This is a genomic window from Vibrio alfacsensis (assembly GCF_019670485.1).
Taxonomy (GTDB): Bacteria; Pseudomonadota; Gammaproteobacteria; order Enterobacterales; family Vibrionaceae; genus Vibrio; species Vibrio alfacsensis.
Genome location: NZ_AP024166.1, coordinates 472,964 through 490,981, shown reverse-complemented (window position 1 = coordinate 490,981; position 18,018 = coordinate 472,964). Strand labels below are relative to the sequence as shown.

Here is an 18,018-nt window from a genome sequence, read left to right as displayed (position 1 = left end):
ACTGTGAGCGCCAGTTTTTAATACTTCTTATTGACATAAAACTCATCGAAACGTTTCGATGACAATAATAGAGCGGCCATAAAATTTGACTAGTAGAGGATTCGCAAGGTGTGAGAATGATCGGGAAATTTCAGGTGCAGTCCGAACAAAAGTCTACTTATGTCACACCGAAACCATCGAAACGTTTCGATGACTGCTAAAGACGACCCAAATCAAGCTGCTATCGTAGAGTACCCTATCTCGATAGTTACTTGGATATTCAATATAAAAGCCATCAAATCAATGACTACATTTTGCAACAATTCGCACTAAAACTATTTACATCATCACAAATACAATAAGGGGGCCTGAAATTCAAAAATAGTGTGCTTACAATTGGCAACAAACCATGATTATCATTCTCACTCGTTCAGTACCGCAAGGGAAGCAACGTTTGTAGTTTGTAAAGACACAAACGGAATAAAATACCGCGATGAAATTAAGTCACAGAGTGGTGTTGCTCGTTGCGCCGATCATTCTATTGAGTGCTGTCGTATCAAGTTACATCATTTACAGCATCCAAAAAGTCACCCTCGTTAAACGTGAAGATAGCTATATCCAACTGCAAATGGAAAAACTCGCGGGGCAATTTCGTCAAGCCAACATTTTCCTGAATAGCTATGCGTACACATTAAGCAAGAGTGATGTCTTGCAGGACTATTTTATTAATCATGACAATCGGTATCGAGAAAGACAGCTATTTAAACGCCTCGATGAAACGGTAGATGTGCTCAGTTATGGATATGGCGGCGACGCGAACATGGCAATCCTCGATGGAGCACAAAATGTCATCTACTACACAGAAAACCAATACTACGAAGCGAACGACCGTGTTGACCCAAACATACTCGACTATGTCTCAACCAGTTATGAAAAATACGGAGAGACAAACCACACTGGATTCATCTATAACTCTAGCGGCCAAAGCATTCTTCTCCAATATGAACTTTTTGATAAGCGAACAGGTAACGCACCGCTAAGTTTTGATCCTCAAAATGTCTTTTTTGTGGTGGTTTCCGTTTCACTAGAAGCCTTTAATCAGATTAAACATCAAATCGAGTTTGATACACACAGTGTCATTACATTCTCAAGCAAAGCGATTGTGCTTGATGTCCCACTTGCCCAAACCATCGAGTTATTGCCTCATTTTTATGCCGTATTATCACCGGCAGAATATCTGATGTGGAACAAAGTCGATCGCGTATGGCTAGAACTTGCATTCTCGTTTGGTATTGCAGCTTTCATTACTATCACAATCATTGTTTCTATCATTTATCGTTATGTACTGCGCCCAGTTTCTCGGCTGGATAAGCAACTTCAGGAAATGGAATCTAATCAAAGAAAGAAAATTGACGTTCTAGATACTAATGACGAAATTGGTCGCCTTTCCTCTCGATTTTTCGATATGTATGAAGAGCTAAACGTCGTCTATCGTGAGACAAAACACCTTGCCGAAACCGACCATTTAACTCAGCTAGCCAATCGGCATTATTTTCACCAATTAGCGATGAATACACTGGCGTCACCGGGAAAACAACTATGGGTTATTTATATCGACTTGGATAACTTCAAATACGTCAACGATAAGTATGGCCATGAAGTTGGCGACGAGTTATTAAAAGAGTTTTCATCACATTTAACTAGGCTATGTAACAAGCATTCTAAGCTTGGGATTGGCACTTGTTTTGGATCTCGTCTTTCTGGCGATGAGTTCGCAATATTGCTTTCAACAAATGAGAAAAAAGAAAACATCTCGAGCCTATTTGCAACTGAGTTATTAAAGCCGATGCAAAGCTCAGAGAATGAGTTTTCACTCTCCTACCCCATCACCGCAAGTATTGGCATTGCGCAATATCCACAAGATGGTCAGGAAATCACTCGTCTGCTTTCCAACGCCGATGCGGCGATGTATCAAGCTAAACGTGCGGGGAAAAATCAATTTGCTTATTACTCAGCATCGCTAAATGTTGAAGCGAAACGAAGAAGCCAAATTGAGCGAGCGTTAAGAAAATCAAACGTTGAGGATGAGTTTTACCTTGTCTACCAACCCTATATGGACAGCGCTCAACAACATGTTGAGGGACTAGAAGTACTGCTTAGATGGGAAGCGGAGGGAATTGGACTTGTTTCTCCCCAAGAATTTATACCTATCGCTGAACAGACAGGGATGTTCGAAAAAATTGACCGTTGGGTTTTCTCTCATGCCACCGCTGAATACCATCACCTTAAGGATATATTTGGTAAAGAGATTATCTTATCCATTAACTTGTCTTCCGCCGAATTAAATTCATTGGAGATGGCAGGTTTTATTCACAAGCATACACTCAAAAACGGCATCCCAACAAAGAATATAGAACTAGAAATCACAGAGACGTATGCCTCTGACCATCAGGGAACCGCCTTACTCGATAAACTATCAGAACTTGGCTATCGCCTTGCTATCGACGATTTTGGTTCTGGTTACACATCATTGACGCAATTGGTTCAATACCCAGTACAGAAAATTAAATTTGACCGTCAGTTTTTGTTAACTCTTATGCAGACTAACAATGGTCACGTGATAAAACCCATCATTGAGCTTTGTCATGCCCAAAACAAAACGGTGACTGCGGAGGGAATTGAACATCATGTGATGTACGATTGGCTATCTACCTATCACTGTGATTTTATGCAAGGTTATCTGTTTGGCAAACCGATGACAAAAGATCAGCTAATCACTTGGTGGAGAAGTGGGAAAATACATCAGCCAATTGAATCTCCGACTCTCTCCTGAATTAGCCTCACGCTAGAACCAGAGTCAGAGTCAGAGTCAGAGTCAGAGTAATCATACGCCAAACGCGAACATAGCTTGGATGTATCGAATAATGGCAATATCTATTGCATGCGCTTTAACATGTTAAGCGTAATATTTGCCGAATTATCTGCGGTTGCTTTCTTCAAATCTGAATAAACCATTTCAGCAGAACCATCCGCTTTATCAGAAATAGTGCGAATTACAACGTAAGGCACTTTAAAAGCATCAGCAACTTGACCAAGTGCTGCTCCTTCCATTTCTACCGCCATCGCGTTGTATTCTTGGTAAATCCCAGTCACTTTTACTTTACTTGCAATAAACTGATCACCGGATGCGATAATGCCTCGATAAACACTCTCTTTTCCAAGCGTGTCAACGGCCGCATCGAAAGCATATTTTTGCAGTGCTTTATCTGCGTAGAAGTAACGTTCCTGGTAGTCAGGCAAAAGGCCTTTTGGCATATTAAATGCGGTTAGATCGACATCATGCTGGACAAGGCGAGTTGAAACAACCACATCCAATGGGTCCAATTTAGGATCACTCGCACCTGCAATGCCCGTAAAAATAAGTTGCTCTACACCAAACGACTCAATCAGTAAGGTCGTTGTCATCGCTGCATTAACCTTACCAACACCAGACTTCGTCACAACGACTGATTTTCCCTCTAACTCACCAGTATAAAAACGATGACTACCAATTCTTTTGACTTGTTGATTTTGAATTTTTGGCAATAACGCTTCAACTTCTACATCCATCGCACCAACAATACCGATAGTAGAACCTGCAACAGATGGAAGCGAGTAAGCGGTAAGCAAAAGAGCAAGAGATTTCTTTAACATGAGGATCCTGATATGTAATACGCGACACCAATTCGTGACGCAGCGCAGATTATACTACATATCAAATCTAGGCAAACGTTTGCCTTATGTATAAAAAACTGTTTGCCTAAAGAAGCATCACACTACGCTGCTTTTTTAGTCAATCTCATATTTTAAAGGAAGTTTAACTTGTTCTATCTTAGAAATCATGGGCATAAAGTAACCACAGGCTTGTTTTTTCGCAAAGGTTGGCTGGCCCCAAGCAGAGCAAAAATCTGCGCTTCCTTTTTTCCGAGTAAATTGACGGCACTGTCCACAATAATGGCTCATATCTCTTCCTTAAGTTTCGCCGAACACATCACATACCTTTCAGAGCTTCAACTACCGCCGCTTTCGCATGAATTTCTGTCGTATCGTATAGTTTTATGTCTGTATATTGAGGGCCGACTAACATAGCGATTTCTGTACACCCTAAAATCACGGCTTCAGCCCCCATTTCAACAAGTTGGTTCATGATAGCTAAGTATTTTTCACGCGACGGGGCACTTATCTCACCTTTGCACAACTCATTGTAAATAATGTCATGAATGGTAGTTTGATCTTCAGTGCTCGGTACGACAACATCAATTCCAAATTTCTGAGTAAGACGCTGCTTATAGAAGTCCTGTTCCATAGTAAAGCGAGTTCCGAGTAGGCCGACTTTCTTAATATTATCCGATACAAGTTGCGTTGCCGTAGCATCAGCAATGTGCAATAGAGGGACATTAACCGACGCCTGAATTTGATCAGCCACTTTGTGCATCGTATTCGTACAGATCAAAATAAAATCTGCGCCACCAGCGACCACTGACTGAGCAGCCGCAGATAGAATTGTTGCGGTGTCCGCCCAACGACCTTGATGTTGAAGCGCTTCAATCTCAGCAAAGTCCACACTGTACAAACACAACTTTGCTGAATGCAACCCACCAAGCTGCCCTTTTACTTCACGATTGATAATTTGATAATAGTTAGAGGTAGACTCCCATGACATCCCTCCAATAAGCCCTATCGTTTTCATTCACACTCCTAATTTCACTCGAAACTCATCTAATTAAAAAATGTAATCGCTAAACCACCTCGAACGACCTACACAAGCGATCTATCTATTGTGAAGTCTCTGTGCTTTGATTTTTATCATTTACGTAAGTCACTAATTGACAAAAAACTTTCTTAAACTTACCACATCATCACCAATAAAAAAGTTATCCGCAATCAACTTTCTATCGTATTTATATGTTCGTGAATTTGCCTACATTAACAATCATTGATAACACTCATAAAATGCCATTTACGAAATAAATAAGGGTATCTATTATTGACACGACCTTAATAACAAGTCATTTTTCTATAAAATAATTAATTGACAATTTAATATTACCCTACCGAAACGTAGGATAAAAACGCCCTAAAATTCACGTTCCACATATATTCACAATTATACAAAACCACTCTTAGTCACCAGAATAGCCGCTATCATGACTGTCGTTATGGATCCGATTTTTATCTCATTGAATCACACATTTGGTAATGTAATTTAATGACCGCAATGGTTCACAAAGAGGCCCTTTCCTATTTAACGGCAGGAACCGCCATAAATTACGGCTTCACCTTGTGCGTCAAAAACCAGAAAAAAGGGGGGCAGAGGTCGAAACGCTCACATCATCACTAGTGCGGTACGCTTTAGGCCGCCTGTAACTATCGTGAGCACTCAGTGTTCACCATTAATGAATGCAACACTGTACATAAGATTCCCTAAATTTATTAAGAAATACTTTGTTACGACCCACTTCACAGTATTCATTTTCTATGCGATCTTTTCTTGAGTAAAGAAAACCTTGAATTAAAAAGACATTTTAGGGTTACATTTAAAAGAACACTGTTTTAATAATTCATTAGTAAAGTAAATCCACGTAAACATAGTTTTATTAATAACTCAAATAGGCTAATATTCAGACTGAATGATTTAAAGTCATCAATTAGTATCTCAATGTATTTATATTTCAATCATTTAGGTGATTGGGTTTTACTTCTTACTTTTATTTTTCGAAAAGTAGGCCATAAGACTCATATTAAGAAACATAGAGAATAGAATGAGTTTGATGTGCATGCTGTATTACTGAGTGCATGAAGCAATCAACCAGCTTGCAATATTTAGAGTTATATTAGTAAAAATGAAAAAGCTATTTTTATTGTTGATATGGACATCCCTATCATTTTCTCCTCTCGCTTTTGCGCACCATTCAGGGAAAAATTCGGGTAACAAAGTCAACCAACAACTTATTGAAAAAACATATAAAGAAGCCAATTTGGAGGGTGTTCTAGATTACCAATTATTTAGTGATGCATACCAAGCATACAATCAAACAGCAAATCGGAAAAAGCCCGTATTGACGATCATCGATTACAGCAAACCTTCGACAGAAAAAAGGTTTTATGTCGTTGATTTGAAAAAGAAAAAATTAATTTTTAATACTTACGTTTCCCACGGTGTAAACAGTGGAAAAAAAACAGCAACGAAGTTTTCAAACATCATAAACTCTCGCAAGACGTCATTGGGCACATTTCTAACAGATACAACCTATTATGGTTCGAATGGCTATTCACTACGTCTTGACGGCTTGACCTCTGGCGTTAACGATAAAGCAAGAGAAAGATATATTGTTGTCCACGGTGCAAATTACGCTAACCCATCTTTTATCAAGAAAAATGGCTACTTAGGCCGCAGTTGGGGATGCCCTGCACTACCACAAAAGTTATCCCGTCAGATCATTGATACGATAAAAGGTGGTAGTGTCATTTACGCAAGTGCCTGATCATCCCAATACAAACAAAAGAGGCGCAAAAAATGCGCCTCTTTTGTTTTAGATGTGAAACCTAAATAATCCTCATTACTGAGGCAGTTCCGGTGTCGTTTTCGACTTGTTCCAAGCCTTACGTACTTTAACTAAGATGAAGCTCGCTACCGCAATAGTCAATGTGATCACTGGTGCAGCCATCAAACCCATCGTTACGATTTTATTAATTTTTTCCGGCAGTAACGGCAGTAACAATCCGAATCCACATAATAGTAACGTCCAAAGAATAGCGCTCAACCAAGCAAAATAGTGGAATTTTCCTACGCGGTTAACACGAAGTCCCATCATTAAAGGTAGAAGAGAGCGCACGACCGGAATAAAACGTGCACAGAATAGCGCAATCAATCCATGTTTGCCTAATAGCACATCGACTTGATCCAACCGTTTTTTAGGTACAGCATTTACCCAGCTTTGAACTTTCGGTAAACGATTAAGCCATTTACCCTGTAAATATGCGGCCCAACTCCCCATTGCCGCACTAATGACGATCACCAACATGATAATGACCGGATCGAGTACGCCTACCGCCGCCAGCGTGCCAGATAACACAACAACGCTATCACATGGGAATGGTGCAGCTGGTATAAAACCACTTTCTAAAAAGATAAGTGCTGCAACTACAAAATAAATAAGACCAGCACTACCTGGCGCCATCAAGGCTGTAAAGTCTTGATGCCATAACGCAAGTAAGACTTGAATAATTGAATCAAACATGAAGAACTCCTAAACATCATTGCAAAGTACCGAAACAAGAGTGCTATAAGTTACTTGGCATGCATAAAACGGTAGATAAGATTGGACTCTTTACCGCCAACCACTCTATAGCGAGACTGACGAAAAGATTCATACCGAAATGACAACATGGCTTGAGCAACAAACCACTTAGCAATCTCGGTAGGTCTGACAACACCATACGTCTCGAACGCAGTAGCTTTATCAAAATAATGGCCGTTGTTTTTATGATTCACTCGTAATGCATTGCGACTAAGCAGACTTGCTTTCATCTTACGTTTTGGCAATGCAGGTTGCTCCTCGATTGAGGGCTCATTTACAAGGGATGGGGCGATACTGGCAGTGTGCAGAGAATTTGAAGATAGACGCGCCTGACTTAACTCAAAAGCCATTAGTGCAACCAATAGTACTAGCACACCAGCGAGATAAGAACGCACAACATTCACCTAAAACACAACGATGTGCTGTTGTAACTCCAAGTGCAGTATTTTGCAATTTAAATTCTCAATCGAGAATAAAAAAGTCTTTATTGAAAGCAGATATACCCTCAAATGCCGGATATTTATCCAGATTTAAGGGTATATCAAATTGATTGGTATTTCGTATTTCTGTCTATACCCAAATTACCTCAAGATGCTTTGTTTAGTGAGACTAACTTGGTTGAACGAGACTGACTGGGTATATCACTATTTATTGCCGTATGGATAATTAGTGAACATTTTAGTCACTTCTTCCGAGATAAGTTCTTCACGTTTTTGTGTACTCATGGATTCGGTCAGCTTTTTCTTAGATATCCCTTTCCACACAACTTGATTTGCTTTTGTGTCAACTAACTCAATCACCAACTTTCCGTATTTACGCTCACGGTATCGCTCAGGGCTAGATGTCGCGACCGCAAAGCTATTCCAACCATAACCAACACTAAACGTTGAACCTGTTGAAACAAGTTCGGTTTCTTTAATGATGTCATGATGAACATAGAGATCACCACCAATCTTTACTCTTGATAAGCCATTTGCTTCGAGTTGAGCAGCGATACCCTGTTCTATACGTCTTGCATCTAGACTTGTAGGCACGTCACTTTGGGGACCAAAATCAAACGTTTTATAGGCTGAGAAGTCTGCTTGTTTATCAACATCCGTTGTGACTGTCGTACAAGCACCGACAATCATCACTAAGCTTGCTGCCAAAAAATTTTTCCACATACTATTATCCTTATTAGTTTCATCGATTGATTCTACGTGCGACAAGCGATGTTAAAGCGAAAAAAATCAAATTATTTACAGATTTAGTTTCGCCTATGAATGCTTTGTGTTCAACAAAACGACCAAAGCAAACTAAAAATCACCGATTGAATAATAGAAAAATGTGATCAAAGACAAGTAATCCTCAACAATTCTCCATAAACGAACACTAATTAACCGATTGATCAAAAAAGACTTTTCTTTTTCACGATATGTGGCATAGTGACGTTGTCCTATCGATGCGCGGGCATCGTATAATGGCTATTACCTCAGCCTTCCAAGCTGATGATGCGGGTTCGATTCCCGCTGCCCGCTCCAACTCTCTAACTCTCTAACTCTCTAACTCTCTAACTCTCTAACACATTTTCCGATAATTTGTTTTATAAACAAAAACCTAAAGATCTTCTTTCTTATCTGACTTAACCTAAATCAGCGTAAACATACACAGCTAAACTATGGCATAGCACATCTGCCCCCTCTTTTTTCCCTAGTTCTGAGCACACCTCTAACTGAACAATCTGAGGTGTAACCCAAGCATCACGCAATTATCTCGAATCTTTAATACTTCTCAACTTCTGAAATGCCGAACTGGGTGTCATAGATACCGCATAGATACCAATTGAATAACACGCCCGTCACACTCGTCCTTACTTTGCTTACTTGCAATAGAATTGCCTCGAACAGAAGCGACTGAACTCGCTTTCACACTGATGAATTACTTTCGCTATTAAGCTTCCTATCAGATAGAGCTGTAAAATATTTACCCTGTAAAATTGGCCTGGAATTCTCAAAAATATGTCAGATCTAAATATTAGATTCGAGTCATATCACATAAATTAAATATAAAACCCTAAGTAAAATAAGTAACAGCAATCAGGGGTAATTAATATTTAATAATCATTAAAAATTTAATCACCATCAAAACGAACAATTATCTATTTCTATCATCGCATTCTCATAAATGATTGCCCTATATATATCAACATAAAAAATCATAGAACGTAAAAGTTATCAAAAGTAAGACAAGTTAATTAACCATTTGGACAGGAAAACAATCAATGCATTTTTAAAAAATTTAATATTCATTGAATTAAAATGTCATTTACTCTGTTTAATGTAATGAGATGCAAGAATATCTCACATATAAGAATGAGTGATTTGCGTCGAGTATTTATTATGAAATAAAACAACTCAACGAAATTCACTATTGAATATACGCATTTTGAAAGTAGACTAAAAATCCAATTTTGCAATCAGACTTTGGTTTTAGGAAAAGAGTAATATCTAATACCTAAACATAAGCCTATAGCACTTAAATATTAAAAAACTCAGCAGCAAGGATGACTGGATAAACTCGATGGCAGTTTGGGGGCCGAAACTCAAGGGCGGTAGCGTAAGAAAAATGAGCTAACCAACAGTCACTGGCATACTATCTCGGGCTTAAAATATGGACACCTCTCTTAAATTACATAGTAACTATGGTGCTTTACATGTTCTCTACAGGAGCATTGACTCTCTCGTAATACTACTAACTCTTTATTTAGTATCTACCTTATACACACACACGTTTGACCAAAAAAGCCTTTTATCTGCCAGCTATGCGATTCTGTTTTACTTGTTAATCGCTGAAAGTAATGAACTTTATCGCTCATGGAGAGTTTACAGATTCAAAGACGAAGCCATTACCATAGGCAAAGCTTGGTTATTTACTTTTATGGTTCTTGTCTTGCTCGCCTTTTTTACTAAGACAAGCGAGAATTACTCTAGAGTGGTATCAACATCATGGTTACTTTTAACGCCAATCATGTTAATTACTTGGCGATATTTTGCGAAGCAAACCCTAAAAACGCTGCGTGACTACGGATATAACCGCAAAGATGCCGTTATTGTTGGAGTCACAGAAAATGGTATTAAACTCGCAAATGAACTTAATAACCACCCAGAGTTAGGAGTTAAAGTGGTTGGTTTTTATGACGATAGAGATAAAGAAAGGTTAGATCTAGATAATTTACCTGTACCTTACAGAGGAAAAGTACCATCAGCACTAAAACTTGCTAAACGAGGCACCGTTCAACATATTTATATCTCCATGCCAATGAAAGCGAGTGAACGAATAAAACAATACCTAGACTGCTTTTCTGACACCACAGCGAATACTTATTTGATCCCAGACTTTTTCATTTATAACCTTATGCAGTCTAGGTTGAGTACAATTGGAAATGTTCCAACTGTTAGTATCCACGACACTCCATTTTATGGCACAAACAGTTGGATAAAAAGAATACAAGACATTTTACTTTCTAGCTTAATTATTCTTTTGATTAGCCCAATCCTTATTGGTGTAGCGATCGGTGTTAAACTATCTTCACCTGGTCCGGTTATATTCAAGCAATACCGTTACGGACTAGATGGACGCCGAATCAAAGTTTGGAAATTCCGTTCTATGAGTGCAATGGATAACGGAAAAGTAGTAAAGCAGGCAACGAAAAATGATCCAAGAATAACGCCTTTTGGTGCGTTTATACGTCGAACGTCTCTTGATGAGCTACCGCAGTTCTTTAACGTTCTTCAAGGTCGAATGTCTATTGTCGGTCCTCGTCCTCATGCGGTTGCACACAATGAAGAGTATCGCAGTCTCGTAGAACGCTACATGCTGCGCCATAAAGTGAAGCCAGGTATCACAGGACTCGCTCAAGTTAATGGCTACCGCGGTGAAACCGACACTTTAGATAAAATGCAAAAACGTGTTGAGTTTGATTTGAAGTACATACAGTCATGGTCAACCTGGCTAGACATAAAGATCATTTTCATGACGGTTTTCAAAGGCTTTACCGGAAAAACGGCGTACTGAAGGAGTAGTAGTGTCCCCTCTCAACAAGACGCTAATTACATTAGCGATAATTGGTACAAGCAGTGCCGTGATTGCGAGTGAAAGTCACGGATACATCACAGAGTCCGGAATAAAGATCACCCCACTCTTTGATATAAAACTTGAACGTAACGACAACGTTGGTCGCTATTCAAAAGCCGAGCAACCTCTCACATCAAATGTGCTCGTTATCAAGCCTGGTATAGTTTTAGATTCAGATCGCAATGGCAATCAATATAAAGTCGCCTATCAACTTATTTCAGGAACCTACAGTGACAGTGACGATGATGATTATTTAGATCATAGATTCACAACAAACAACTTCGTGAAAATCAACAGACGCTCTGGTATTAGATTTAACTATTCGTACTTAAACTTACACGAGGAGCGAGGAACGGGCATTTTAGCTGGCGACACTCTCTCTACCATTGCTAAAGAGCCCGTTGAGTACGATCTCCACAACGTTAACACCACTTACATTTATGGTGCAGAAGAAGCAAAGGGACGCCTTGAAACCACACTAAAGTACCAAAGCAAGACTTACAATAACTATCGAAATATCGCATCACCTGAATTTTCAACTTTAAGCACAAAGTACAAAGATTACCGAGACTTCGGCGGCGCTATCGCCTTTTATTATGATTTAAGACCAGCTACAGAATTGCTTTTCGACATTAACCTTACTGATCGTAGATACAAACTTGGTGACCCAAAAACCGGACAATCACAAGATAACGTAGACGCCTACTACTTGATCGGTTCTAAATGGAATGTCACAGGCAAAACAACCGGAATGTTACGTTTAGGCTTGCAAAACAAAGACTATGATTATTCGGGAAAAAAAGACTTCACCGGTTTTAGCTGGGATCTCAACTTCAACTGGAAACCTCTGAGCTATTCAGCCGTTTATGTGTCAGCCTCTCAGCGTGCCGAAGACCCACAGCAAGGAACAAACTACATTGATAAAACTCGCTTTGATATTGCGTGGCAGCATTATTGGATGACTCATTTCTATAGCAGGATTGGCTTAAACTTTATCAAAGAAGACTATTCCGAAAGCAAACGCACCGACGACTTACTGGAGAGCACACTTGTCTTTGGATATCAGCTAAGAGACTACGCAGAAATCCAAGCTGGCTGGCAGTACGAAGACAATAGCTCCTCATTTGAGTCAAATACTTACACACAAAACGTTTGGTACTTGTCGACCAATTTTATTTTTTAACCTAGTAAGAACTGGATTTCTCAATGGCTCAAATTTTCACTTTCGGTACATTTTTACTCTTGCTCTTAACCGTCCCTTTTAACGCCTTGGCTTTGGAAAATAATTACACCATCGGCGCAGGAGATAAAATTCAAATTGTTGTTTACGGAGAAGAAGACCTCTCAATCGATGAGCTCTATATCGATAACGGCGGTAAATTCGATTATCCATATTTAGGGCAATTGTCCGCGATTAACAAAACAACAGAACAACTCAAAGCTGAAATTACTCGTGGACTTATCGGAGATTATCTCATCTCGCCAAAAGTGCGCGTCAGCATCGTTGGTTTTAGAAGCATTTATGTCAATGGTGAAGTAAAAAAACCGGGCGGATATGAGTATCAACCGGGACTAACGGTTGATAAAGCCATCGCTCTTGCCGGAGGTTTTACTGACCGAGCATCGAGAAGCAAAGTCTACATCGCGCAAGCAGGCAAAGACGAATTGAAAAACAAAGTAAAACTCTCATCGACTGTTTCCCCTGGAGACATCATCGTTATCGAGCAAAGCTTTTTCTAACCCCGTAGACCTCGCAATAACAACGGATTGAATGATGTTGGAAACCCCAAAGAAAAACACTATACAACAAGATCAGCTAATTGATTTTGGATACTATGTACACCTAATTAAAAAGCGCTGGTTATCTATTTCCCTATTCACGCTGCTATGTTCAACTATTGCGGTTTTAGTTGCACTATCCATTACGCCCACTTATAAAGCAACTGCCACACTGCTGATTGAATCCTCCCAGCAAAATGCAATTTCTATTGAAGAAGTTGTGGGAATCGACACTCGAGCAAAAGAATACTACCTCACACAATTTGAAATACTAAAATCCAACCAAGTAGCTCAACGAGTCATTGATAAATTACAACTCAGTGAAGTAGCAGAGTTTAATCCAAGACTAATCGTCACACAGCCTAGCCCAATTGAGAAGCTAAAAAGTGAACTGCTTGCTCACCCGCTAGTCGCACCTTACTTCATTAATGATCAAGAACCTGAACGCGACCTTGCGTCTGAACAAAAGAAAATAAACCTAGGGGTGCTAAAAGCATTTAAGTCTCGTTTGACGATCTCCCCGATAAGAAAAACACAATTGGTGCACATCTCTTTTGTGTCCGAAGACCCAAAACTCGCGGCAGAGATAGCAAATGCAGTTGGCTTAGCGTTTATCGAAAACAATTTAGAATCTAAATTGATTGCTACAGAGCAAGCGACTGGCTGGATAAACCATAGACTTACCGAACTAAAACAAAAACTCGATGCATCGGAACAAGCGCTACTCAGTTTCTTACAACAGCAAGAACTTATCGATGATAGTGGGATCGTAGCTTTGACAAGCTCAGAACTATCAAACTTGACGAACCGCATCGCAGAGGCAACTGAAAGACGTATCGAAGCGCAAGCACTTTTCAACGCATTACAGAGCAATAAAAACTTGACGTCTCTTGGCTCTAATTCATTGATATCCAATCATCCTCAAATTCGAGATATTCGCTTAGCCGAATCAAGGGCGGAAAAAGAAGTCAGTGAGCTATCCAAGCGTTATGGTCCTAAGCACGACAAAATGATCCAAGCTCATGCGCAATTGGAATCTATTCAAAACCGAGCAAATCGCTTGATACACAAGCTTATTAATGGTGTAGAAAAAGAACTGGCTAGTGCTAGAGAACAAGAACAGTTACTCCAAGCAGAACTTGTTAACAAAAAAGAAGAGTTCCAAGCGCTTAGTGTTGTAAAAAGTGAATATGACTCACTCAAGCGTGAAGTCGATAGCAATGCCAAACTTTATGACCTATTTTTAACACGACAAAAAGAAACCTCTGCAACAGGTGATTTTAGCTCTGCTAACGCGCGTTTTAGTGATTATGCATTAATTCCAGAGAATCCAAATAAGCCAAATCGAAAGCTCATTGTAGTGCTCGCATTCTTAGCTAGCCTTAGTTTTGCTATTGTGGCCGTTATTTGCTTAGACGCATTTAACAACACCCTTTCAACTGCTCGTGACTTTGAAAATAAACTTGGATTATTACCAACGGGCACGATCCCTATCATTACTGATAAACGCTATAAAAAGACCCCTATTGATTCAAATGTGTTTCGTGATAGCAAATTTTCTGGTTTTCAGGAATGCGTCGACTCTATCCGTACCTCGTTATACTTAAGTTTACCAAGAGCTCAGCGTAAGTTACTTGCGATCTCTTCTGCAGTGCCGGGAGAAGGCAAAACAACAACCGTAATTAGCCTTGCCCAGTCTTTCGCGCGTCTAGAAAAAGTATTGATTATCGATTGTGATTTAAGACGTCCATCGATAGGTGAGCGTTTCGGTCTCTCGAATAGCCAACCTGGCTTAACCAATGCATTACTTATGAACACGCCACTCCAAGACTGCATTACTAACATGGAAGACTCAAACCTAGATGTCTTAAGTTCGGGAATGCTTGCGCCTAATCCACAAGAACTTTTAAGCAGTAAGGCATTTGAAAAACTCATTACCTACTTAGAAACTAAATACGACCGAATAATCTTGGATACTCCCCCTATTCTGCCAGTAAAAGATGCATTCATTGTCGGAAAATCGACCAAAGGAATCTTATTGGTTGTTAAAGCAAACAGTACGACCAAATCAGTCTATAAGCACACCATGACTCTGTTTACTAAACACGAAATCACGATTGATGGTGTTGTGCTCAATCAAGTATCACCGCCTAAGAAAGGTGCGCACACTTATTCAGAATATTCTCAATACGCATATGGAAATCAAAAAGGTTAAAGGCAATCAATGAACACTCCTATCAAAGTACTTTCCGTTTTTGGCACTCGTCCAGAAGCGATTAAAATGGCGCCTTTGGTTCACAAATTGGCAAAAGCGGACGGTATTGAGGCTAAAGTCTGTGTCACTGCTCAACATAGAGAAATGCTTGATCAAGTTTTAAACTTGTTTGAAATTAATCCTGATTTCGACCTAAACATAATGAAACCAGGCCAATCTCTACATGATGTTACCACTCACATTATTAACGGATTGAAAGAAGTATTGGAAGCATTCCAACCGGATATCGTTCTTGTCCATGGAGATACTGCAACAACCCTATCTGCTAGTTTAGCCGCTTACTACCAACAAATCGCCGTGGGTCATGTAGAAGCGGGGCTGCGCACTGGAAATATCTATTCTCCATGGCCAGAAGAAGGTAACCGAAAACTAACAGGTTCCATTGCAACCCTTCACTTTGCGCCAACCGACACTTCTGCAAATAACTTAATAAGTGAGGGAGTCGCTGAAAGTCAGATTTCAATCACTGGTAACACGGTTATCGATGCGCTGTTTTTGGTTAAGAATAAGCTTGAACAGAATCGAGATCTCAAAGATACCCTAGCCGCTATTTTTCCTGAAATTGATGTAGAAAAAAAACTGATTCTAGTAACAGGCCATCGCCGAGAGAGCTTTGGCGGAGGTTTTGAAAGGATCTGTGAAGCGTTAGTCGACATCGCAAATAAATACCCTCAGGCACAAGTACTCTACCCTGTACACCTAAACCCGAATGTTCGTGAACCTGTCAACCGAATCCTAAAGAGCGTAAACAATGTGCACCTGATCGAACCGCAGGATTACTTGCCATTTGTTTACTTAATGAATCAAGCTCACATCATTTTAACGGACTCAGGGGGCATTCAAGAAGAAGCACCTTCACTTGGAAAACCTGTACTTGTTATGCGCGATACCACTGAACGCCCAGAAGCCGTAGAAGCAGGGACAGTAAAACTCGTCGGCACCGACAAAAACAACATTTTTAATGCTGTAGAACGTTTACTAAACGATCAAGATGAATACGAAAAAATGAGTCATGCCCATAACCCTTATGGAGACGGAAATGCCTGTGAACGAATCATTGAGAAAATCAAACAGCACTTTGCTTGATCTGGCTCTTTTTTCAACATTATTACCGTTCTAAAAAATAAGCACACCCAAACTATCGAATATTACCCTATTAATTATTGCCCTATTAACGAATGGAGTTTCTAAACTCCAAACGCAGAATCAAATTCAAAATATATAGGTGTCTTCAGCACCATCATAGTTAAGGAACAACCATGTCATTTAAGAAAGTTTCCGTTATTGGTTTAGGTTACATCGGATTACCTACCGCCGCCGTCGTTGCGTCTCGTGGTATCGAGGTTGTGGGTGTCGATGTAAACCAACAAGCCGTCGATACCATCAACCAAGGTAACATCCATATTGTAGAACCAGATCTAGATATTGTCGTTCGTGGCGTGGTCAGCACAGGCAACTTGCGAGCGACAACGATACCAGAACCCGCAGAAGCGTTTATGATTGCCGTTCCAACACCATTCAAAGAGGGCAATGCACCCGACCTTACTTATATCGAAGCGGCCGCCAATGCTATTGCTCCCGTTCTTGAGAAAGGTAACCTGGTCATTCTGGAATCCACATCGCCTGTTGGCGCTACAGAAAAACTATCAGCATGGCTTAAACAAGCTCGACCAGACCTCACCTTTCCACAAGACGTTGGGGATAACGCAGACATAAAAGTAGCACACTGCCCAGAACGAGTACTACCTGGCTATGTATTGCAAGAGCTTGTCGCAAATGACCGAGTAATTGGCGGAATGTCAAAAGCCTGTAGTGAAAAAGCGGTTGAGTTGTACAGCACATTTGTTCGTGGAGAATGCATTATCACAAACGCCCGTACAGCAGAAATGGCAAAACTAACAGAGAACTCATTTCGTGATGTGAACATCGCGTTTGCCAATGAGCTATCCGTTATCAGTGACAAGTTAAAAATCAACGTATGGGAACTAATTAAACTGGCAAACCGCCACCCAAGGGTAAATATTCTTAACCCGGGCCCAGGCGTAGGCGGCCACTGTATTGCCGTTGACCCTTGGTTTATCGTCGACAGTTGCCCAGACGAAGCAAAAATTATACGCCAAGCACGATTAACGAATGACGCAAAACCGCACTATGTGATTGATCAAATCGAAAAAGCCGCTGACGAATTCAAACGTCCTATCATTGCTTGTCTCGGTTTAGCATTTAAAGCGGATATCGATGATTTACGAGAAAGCCCTGCCCTACAAATTGTGGAAGAACTAGCCGCTAAAAACATAGGCCAGGTTTTTGCGGTAGAGCCGAACGTTCACTCTTTACCAGAGAAGTTAGTCCATGCAGGCGTAGAGCAAATGACATTAGAAACCGCTCTGGAACGAGCCAATATTGTAGTCGTATTGGTTGACCACAAACAATTCAAAGCGACAGATAAGACACAGTTCGCAACTAAGGTTGTTATTGATACGCGTGGGATTATTTAAACAATTCCTCATGAGGTGTAAATACACCTCATGA

General features: G+C 40.1%; 14 protein-coding genes and 1 tRNA gene. 9 read left to right on the top strand and 6 right to left on the bottom strand.

The genetic code is table 11. The features are described from left to right. Positions 1-472 precede the first annotated feature (472 nt). Positions 473-2,812 carry a bifunctional diguanylate cyclase/phosphodiesterase gene (locus VA249_RS16775; protein ID WP_221071798.1) on the top strand — a complete coding sequence of 780 codons (2,340 nt, stop codon included), beginning with the start codon at positions 473-475 and terminating at the stop codon, positions 2,810-2,812. Between the two features lie 101 nt (positions 2,813-2,913). Here the strand turns inward: VA249_RS16775 and VA249_RS16770 are convergent, their stop codons facing one another. From VA249_RS16770 to VA249_RS16760, 3 genes are all read right to left on the bottom strand, one after another. Then, a complete protein-coding gene (locus VA249_RS16770) occupies positions 2,914-3,672 on the bottom strand; it encodes a 5'-methylthioadenosine/adenosylhomocysteine nucleosidase (RefSeq protein WP_221071796.1) in 759 nt (252 codons plus the stop codon). Positions 3,673-3,807: 135 nt separating this feature from the next. Then, entirely contained in the window at positions 3,808-3,981 is a 174-nt protein-coding gene (locus VA249_RS16765) for a hypothetical protein (protein ID WP_221071794.1), read from the bottom strand. A gap of 28 nt (positions 3,982-4,009) precedes the next feature. Beyond that, complete coding sequence (locus VA249_RS16760) at positions 4,010-4,708, bottom strand: aspartate/glutamate racemase family protein (RefSeq protein ID WP_221071793.1); 699 nt, start codon at positions 4,706-4,708, stop codon at positions 4,010-4,012. 1,153 nt (positions 4,709-5,861) lie between these two features. Here VA249_RS16760 and VA249_RS16755 point away from each other — a divergent pair. Continuing rightward, positions 5,862-6,503 carry a murein L,D-transpeptidase catalytic domain family protein gene (locus VA249_RS16755; protein WP_221072213.1) on the top strand — a complete coding sequence of 214 codons (642 nt, stop codon included), beginning with the start codon at positions 5,862-5,864 and terminating at the stop codon, positions 6,501-6,503. Between the two features lie 75 nt (positions 6,504-6,578). On the opposite strand, the gene VA249_RS16750 is transcribed toward VA249_RS16755, so the two are convergent. From VA249_RS16750 to VA249_RS16740, 3 genes are all read right to left on the bottom strand, one after another. Next, positions 6,579-7,259, bottom strand: a complete 681-nt coding sequence (locus VA249_RS16750; protein ID WP_211917539.1) for a DedA family protein — start codon at positions 7,257-7,259, stop codon at positions 6,579-6,581. Positions 7,260-7,309: 50 nt separating this feature from the next. Then, positions 7,310-7,714: a hypothetical protein gene (locus VA249_RS16745; protein ID WP_221071791.1), complete on the bottom strand. Its 405-nt coding sequence runs from the start codon at positions 7,712-7,714 to the stop codon at positions 7,310-7,312. A gap of 249 nt (positions 7,715-7,963) precedes the next feature. Further along, the gene (locus tag VA249_RS16740; RefSeq protein WP_221071789.1) at positions 7,964-8,482 is read right to left on the bottom strand and encodes a DUF4136 domain-containing protein; all 519 of its coding nucleotides are present in this window, start codon (positions 8,480-8,482) and stop codon (positions 7,964-7,966) included. A 282-nt stretch (positions 8,483-8,764) separates the two neighbouring features. On the opposite strand from VA249_RS16740, the gene VA249_RS16735 reads away from it, so the two are divergent. The 7 genes from VA249_RS16735 (at position 8,765) to wecC (ending at position 17,984) form a co-directional block, all read left to right on the top strand. Continuing rightward, a tRNA-Gly gene (locus VA249_RS16735) sits at positions 8,765-8,839 on the top strand. Positions 8,840-9,968: 1,129 nt separating this feature from the next. Next, positions 9,969-11,372 carry an undecaprenyl-phosphate glucose phosphotransferase gene (locus VA249_RS16730; protein WP_221071787.1) on the top strand — a complete coding sequence of 468 codons (1,404 nt, stop codon included), beginning with the start codon at positions 9,969-9,971 and terminating at the stop codon, positions 11,370-11,372. Positions 11,373-11,382: 10 nt separating this feature from the next. Further along, positions 11,383-12,615, top strand: a complete 1,233-nt coding sequence (locus VA249_RS16725) for an outer membrane beta-barrel protein (RefSeq protein ID WP_221071785.1) — start codon at positions 11,383-11,385, stop codon at positions 12,613-12,615. Positions 12,616-12,638: 23 nt separating this feature from the next. Continuing rightward, positions 12,639-13,172 carry a polysaccharide biosynthesis/export family protein gene (locus tag VA249_RS16720; RefSeq protein WP_221071782.1) on the top strand — a complete coding sequence of 178 codons (534 nt, stop codon included), beginning with the start codon at positions 12,639-12,641 and terminating at the stop codon, positions 13,170-13,172. A 31-nt stretch (positions 13,173-13,203) separates the two neighbouring features. Then, the gene (locus tag VA249_RS16715; protein ID WP_225927148.1) at positions 13,204-15,426 is read left to right on the top strand and encodes a GumC family protein; all 2,223 of its coding nucleotides are present in this window, start codon (positions 13,204-13,206) and stop codon (positions 15,424-15,426) included. 9 nt (positions 15,427-15,435) lie between these two features. Continuing rightward, positions 15,436-16,572, top strand: a complete 1,137-nt coding sequence (gene wecB / locus VA249_RS16710) for a non-hydrolyzing UDP-N-acetylglucosamine 2-epimerase (RefSeq protein WP_221071781.1) — start codon at positions 15,436-15,438, stop codon at positions 16,570-16,572. A gap of 173 nt (positions 16,573-16,745) precedes the next feature. Further along, positions 16,746-17,984, top strand: coding sequence for a UDP-N-acetyl-D-mannosamine dehydrogenase (gene wecC, locus VA249_RS16705; protein ID WP_221071779.1), 1,239 nt, complete (start codon positions 16,746-16,748; stop codon positions 17,982-17,984). The last annotated feature ends 34 nt before the right edge of the window (positions 17,985-18,018 follow it).